Source organism: Pseudoalteromonas shioyasakiensis, assembly GCF_022398475.1.
Classification (GTDB): domain Bacteria; phylum Pseudomonadota; class Gammaproteobacteria; order Enterobacterales; family Alteromonadaceae; genus Pseudoalteromonas.
On the sequence record NZ_JAKEVM010000192.1, the window covers coordinates 1 to 5,926 of the forward strand.

Annotated in this window: 4 protein-coding genes; 3 read left to right on the forward strand and 1 reads right to left on the reverse strand. The window is 36.7% G+C overall.

Annotation, left to right across the window (positions count from 1 at the left end; translation table 11 throughout):
* Positions 1-81: 81 nt before the first annotated feature.
* Together L1D51_RS20060 and L1D51_RS20065 are read left to right on the forward strand one after the other, a co-directional pair.
* Positions 82-1,293 (forward strand): tyrosine-type recombinase/integrase, encoded by a 1,212-nt coding sequence (locus L1D51_RS20060; protein ID WP_239964628.1) that lies wholly within the window; start codon positions 82-84, stop codon positions 1,291-1,293.
* The gene (locus tag L1D51_RS20065) at positions 1,293-2,483 is read left to right on the forward strand and encodes a cation:proton antiporter (protein WP_054563098.1); all 1,191 of its coding nucleotides are present in this window, start codon (positions 1,293-1,295) and stop codon (positions 2,481-2,483) included. Before L1D51_RS20060 ends, L1D51_RS20065 begins: the two co-directional genes overlap by 1 nt.
* A 34-nt stretch (positions 2,484-2,517) precedes the next feature.
* On the opposite strand, the gene ydiJ is transcribed toward L1D51_RS20065, so the two are convergent.
* On the reverse strand, positions 2,518-5,562 hold the full coding sequence (gene ydiJ, locus L1D51_RS20070) for a D-2-hydroxyglutarate dehydrogenase YdiJ (protein ID WP_239964627.1): 3,045 nt from the start codon (positions 5,560-5,562) through the stop codon (positions 2,518-2,520).
* A 147-nt stretch (positions 5,563-5,709) separates the two neighbouring features.
* Between ydiJ and L1D51_RS20075 the strand changes: the two genes are divergently transcribed.
* Complete coding sequence (locus L1D51_RS20075) at positions 5,710-5,919, forward strand: PGPGW domain-containing protein (RefSeq protein WP_054563100.1); 210 nt, start codon at positions 5,710-5,712, stop codon at positions 5,917-5,919.
* The last annotated feature ends 7 nt before the right edge of the window (positions 5,920-5,926 follow it).

Below are 5,926 nucleotides of genomic sequence, written 5' to 3' on the forward strand. Positions count from 1 at the left end.
GATATATTAAGTCCAATACTAGACAGTATCGGACTTTATGGTAACCTTATAACTAGTTATTTTACAAGATATTACATCATTATGCTCGTTGCTCTCGTTGATACACTTAAACAACTGCGTTACCAAATTGCCCATCTTGAAGATGATACTCTTGCAACAGAATATCCAGAACTTGATAACTTTATACATCATGTTGGATTGACTGTTGCTGAATCAAAAAATGACTTAGGTTTTCTTTATCAGTTTTTATATGTGTATGGCCGAAAATCAGAAGCTACCTTTAATCGATTTCGAAATGAGCTTGAGCGGTTCTGTTTATGGTCATGGTTAGTTGCTGAGAAATCAGTTTTTTATCTAAAACGTGAAGATATTGAAGCCTATGTTGATTTTATGGTTGAACCAGATTCGGCCTGGTTATCAAGTTCAGTGCAATGGCGTTACAAAGATGAACAAGGCATAAGACGGCTCAATACAAATTGGCGCCCTTTCATCAATAAAGAAAATATAGCTAGCCAACAAACACTCGCCGCTATGTTTACAGCGCTCAATGTTTTTTATAAGTTTGCAATTTTAGAAGAAAAAACCTTTGCTAACTTTGTACCGGTTGTTAAAAAGAATAGCCCTTACTTAGTTGTGCAATCGCAAATTAAAATCCCCGATACACTCAGTGATATTCAATGGGAGTATGTATTTGGCGTTACTCGAGATTTATGTGAGCAACAACCTGATTTAGAAAGAAATTTATTCACTCTCGCTTGCTTAAAAGGATTGTATCTACGAATTTCTGAGTTATCCGAGCGCCCTCAGTGGTCGCCGGTTATGTCACATTTTTGGCAAGATAATGATGGTTTTTGGTTTTTAAGAATTATGGGTAAAGGTAACAAATTACGTGATGTTACCTTAAGTGAAGATTTTATATCTTATCTAAAACGTTATAGGCTTTACCGAGGTTTACCTGCCCTGCCCCGTGTTGATGAAGCTGAGCCGCTAGTTCATAAAATTCGTGGCAAAGGGGGAATGACTGTTCGTCAAATTCGTCGTTTGGTACAACAAAGTTTTGACTTAGCAAAACAATCTCTTTTACAAGACGGCTTTAAAGATGATGCAGAACAACTTGAAGCAGCTACTGCTCACTGGTTAAGGCATACTGGTGCAACACACGATGCTCAAACAAGACCGCTAAAACATTTATCTGAAGATTTAGGTCATGCAAAAATTGCTACGACAGATCAAATTTATATTCAAACAAATATAAAAGAACGTGCAAAGTCTGGAATAAAAAGGAAAGTTTAATGGAATATACAATACTGGCGTTAGTCGGTTTAGCTTTATTATTTTACTCACTGACGATTCGGCAATTAGAGCGAACAGAAATTACCGGGCCAATGTTTTTTGTGTTGGTCGGAATTGCAATGTCTTACTTTTTGCCGAGTGAGTTTAAGTTAGGCGAAGCCGGACTCAGTGACATTTTACCTTTGGTTGAATTAACCTTAAGTATTTTTTTATTTACCGATGCCGCCAAATCAAAACTTCCCGTATTAAAACATAGTTATCAGTACCCTAGCCTGTTACTTTTTGTGGCTTTGCCGATGACATTAGTGTTAGGTGTAGCTGGTGGGTTGTTTTTCTTTTCGGAGTTATCACTTTTTCAATCTGCCTTGATCGCGATTATTTTAACACCAACGGATGCTGCGCTTAGCAAAGGAATTTTAGAATGTACATCGGTTCCAGAGAAAGTTCGCGAAGGAATAAATACGGAAAGCGGGTTGAACGATGGCCTTTGCGTACCCATCTTTTTAATTTTACTTTTATTAGCTCAAAATCCAGAAAGTGCTGTAACGACAATTGATACTTTACTTGTTTTTGCAAGAGAGTTAGGTGTTGCACTTGTTATTGCAGGCGTGTCGATGGCCGTGTTTATTCCACTTTTAAAAATAGCATTAGCACGTCATTACTTTGCAAATAATAGCAGTCCATTTTTATTGATTGGATTAGTCATGGCTATTTTCTCTTTAACACAAAATTTTCATGGCAGTGGTTTTATTGCTGTTTTTGTTGCGGGACTTTTATTTGATTATTTAGCACCTAAAAAAATACGTTCAACATTAGTTAAAGACTCTGAGCATATCGCTGAATTTGTTGCGCTACTAATTTGGTGTTTATTTGGTTTTGTATGTGGTCACTTGATTGTGAATGATATCACTTGGCCAATTGTTTTTTATGCGTTATTAAGTGTGACGATTTTTAGAATTGTGCCGGTACTACTTTCACTTATGTTTACTAATCTAAATTTCAAAGACAAGTTTACTTTTGCCTGGTTTGGCCCAAGAGGTTTGGCGTCTATCGTTTTCACTTTAATGGTGATGGATACAGCAATTGCAAACAAAGAACAAATTGCTACGGTAACATTAACAACCATTTTATTTAGTGTTTTCATTCATGGCATGAGTACCAAACCCATCGCAAAAAGTTACCAAAAATAAAGGCGCGTTAAGCGCCTTTACTATTTTCAAAAATTTAAAGTAGCTCTGCAATTAATTGCAGTGGATGCTTTGGTTTAAATTTTTCATAGCGTTTCACTTGGCTTCGACAAGAAAAGCCAGTTGCTAAAATAGTTTCAGGCTCATTATTAGAAATAATTGGTTGCCAACTCATTTCATAAAGAGCGCGTGAATTTACTTGGTTTTGCTTTTCGTGGCCATAAGTTCCTGCCATACCGCAACAACCCGTACTGGTAGTTTCAAGCTGTAAATTTAGATCAGCAAAAATGGTTTGCCAAACTTTAGAAGCATTCGGCATGGCTGTTGTTTCAGTACAATGACTTAACAATTTAAATGGCGAACTCGTTTTAGTGGTAAGAGTAACTTGTCTAAAGTTTTGCGTTTGAAGCCATTCATGAGCTAATTCAACTTTAAAGTCACCACGCTCATCTTTTAATATTGATACATACTCATCTCTGTAACACATAACCAAAGATGCATCGATCCCAACTAAAGGAGCGTTAATTTCACTCAGTGAATTTAAAAACTCAGCTGCATTTTTTGCTGTTGTTTTAAATTCATTTAAAAAACCTTTTACATGCTGAGCTTTACCATTTGGTTTGAACGGTAATAGCATTGGTTTTTTGCCTAGCGCTTTAATCACTTTAATAAAGCTTTCTACTAATTCAGCTTCGTAAAAACTAGTGAATGGATCTTGTACTATTAGTACATACTCGGCTTGTTGTTCTTTTGAAAGCGAATTAAGTAATTCAAAATTAAATTGCTGATCTTTAGAAATACGTTTAGAAAGTTGGGGTACGCTTAACCTTGGCGTATCCACATAACCAATGGTATTTTTAATTAAACCTGAAACAAGCTTTGTATTTACAATTGGATTTACCACTTTAGCAAACTTTGCCATCACCGGCGCAGTTTGTTCGATGCCTGCAACTAAGTAATCTTTAGCGGGACGAGCATAATAACTGTGGTAGAAATTTAAAAAGCGTGAACGGAATGTTGGTACATCAACTTTAATTGGACATGCAGTAGTACATGCTTTACAAGCTAAACATTCATCCATTGATTCTTTCACTTCGTGAGAGAAATCATAAACACCTTTTTTCTTATCGCGACTATGTTGATAGCGCTCCCACCAAGTGATTACTTCACCATTAACTAATTCTTTTTCGACATTAAGTAAATCAATATTTTCAGACTCTTGAAGTCGCAACCATTCGCGCATTAAACTTGCGCGACCTTTTGGTGAATATCGGCGGTCACCTGTTACTTTATAAGATGGGCACATTGGTGATTTTTCATCGTAGTTAAAACACAGACCATTACCATTACAGGTCATCGCGTTATTAAATTCTGTTTTAACATCGATAGAAATTTGTTTGTCGAACCAGGCACGCTTTTGATCGTCAACAGAAACGAGAGAGTCTTTACTTTCAATTGGCGTACAGATTTTACCTGGGTTTACTCTGTTATTTGGATCAAATGCTGCTTTGATTTTTCGAAGTTGTGTAAATAAATGCTCGCCGAAAAACTCAGGGCCATATTCACTTCGATAACCTTTGCCATGCTCTCCCCACATCAATCCGCCATATTTTGCAGTCAGTTTAACGACTTCATCTGAAATATGGCGAAGCAATTTTTCTTGTTCAGGGTCACACATATCTAGTGCAGGTCGTACGTGTAAAACACCAGCATCAACATGGCCAAACATACCATATTGAAGGTTGTGGTTATCGAGAAGTTCACGAAACTCGACTATAAAATCTGCTAAGTTTTCTGGTGGTACTGCAGTATCTTCAGCAAAAGCTAAGGGCTTTTGACTGCCTTTTACATTACCTAAAAGGCCTACTGACTTTTTTCGCATTGCATAAATTTTTAAAATATCAGCTTTGTCATTTGTTAACTGATAACCGATCACCCCATTAGTTTGTTTTTCAACACATTCATCGAGTAGCTTACAAAGAGTGTCTACTTTATCTTTAATGTCTTCAGGTGAAACCGCATTAAACTCAACCATGTTGAGCCCTTGCATATCTTTATTCTCAACATCGGTTATTAAGTCCGATACTGAATGCCAAATGATATCTTCTCGAGCAAGGTTAAGTACTTTGCTATCGACTGTTTCTACAGAAGTTGCATTTGCTGCAACTAGAAATGGTGAATGACGAAGTGCAGAATCAAAGCTATCGTATTTAATATTTATTAATGTTTTAAATTCAGCAATGGGCGTAATATTTAGTTTTGCTTCAGTTACAATACCTAATGAACCTTCAGAACCAGTAATTAATCGGCTCATATCAAAGGTTTGTAAATCATCAGAAAGAATATGTTCTAGATCGTAGCCGGTCAGAAAACGGTTTAAACGTGGGAATTTTTCTAAAATAGCGTCTCGATTCTCAAGGCCAATATCAAGAACTGTTTTATATAACTTACCTACAGTCGTGTTTTGTTCAGCAATTACTTTTGCTTTTTCAACAGGCATAGGGGTTGTTGACATTTCAGTGCCATCAACAAGATAAGTTGTTAGGCCTAAAACGTGATCACTTGTTTTGCCATAAACCAAAGAGCCTTGACCTGATGCATCTGTATTTATCATTCCACCGATTGTTGCACGGTTACTTGTTGATAAATCGGGCGCAAAGAAAAAACCGTAAGGACGCAAAAAGTCGTTTAATTGGTCTTTTATTACACCCGTTTGCACGCGCACCCAGTTTTCTTCGACATTGATTTCTAAGATTTCACGCATGTAGCGAGATAAATCAACAACTATACCCGGGGTTAGCGATTGTCCATTAGTACCTGTACCGCCTCCGCGTGGACCAAAAGTCAGTGATAAAAACGGATCACGAGAAGCAATTTGCATAGCAAGTTGTATGTCTTTTGCTGACTTTGGAAAGATGACACCTTGAGGTACCTGTTGGTAAACGCTGTTATCGGTCGATAAACTTAAACGTGTAGAAAAGCTTGCATCGGTATCACCACTAAAACCTTGTTTTTGTATTGTATCTAAGTAATTAGAAACGAGTTCTGTGGTGGCTTGTTGTTGGCTTATTGTTGCTATCATGACGGTGATAAATTAAGGCATTTTGCAAATTATATCATGCTAATAGCTAAGATAAATTGAAGATTTTACAGTTTGTAACACTCTTTTTATCGATTTCGGGGGCAATACTTTTATACTGTGTATTAAAGCAGCAAATGAGATAGTCAGATGAAAAAAATTGCATTAATCAGTTTAGGTGCCTTGTGCATGTTATTGGGTTTAGTTTTTGTCATTATTCCCGGACCGTCGCTGATCTTCTTTATTGCAGGACTTTTCTGTTTATCTTTTTACTATCCTAAAGCGCGTGATTATTTAAGCTTGTGCCAAAAGGCTCTGACTAAGTCATGTGCTTATATAGATAAAAAACTTGCTCGCTGATTTCTAA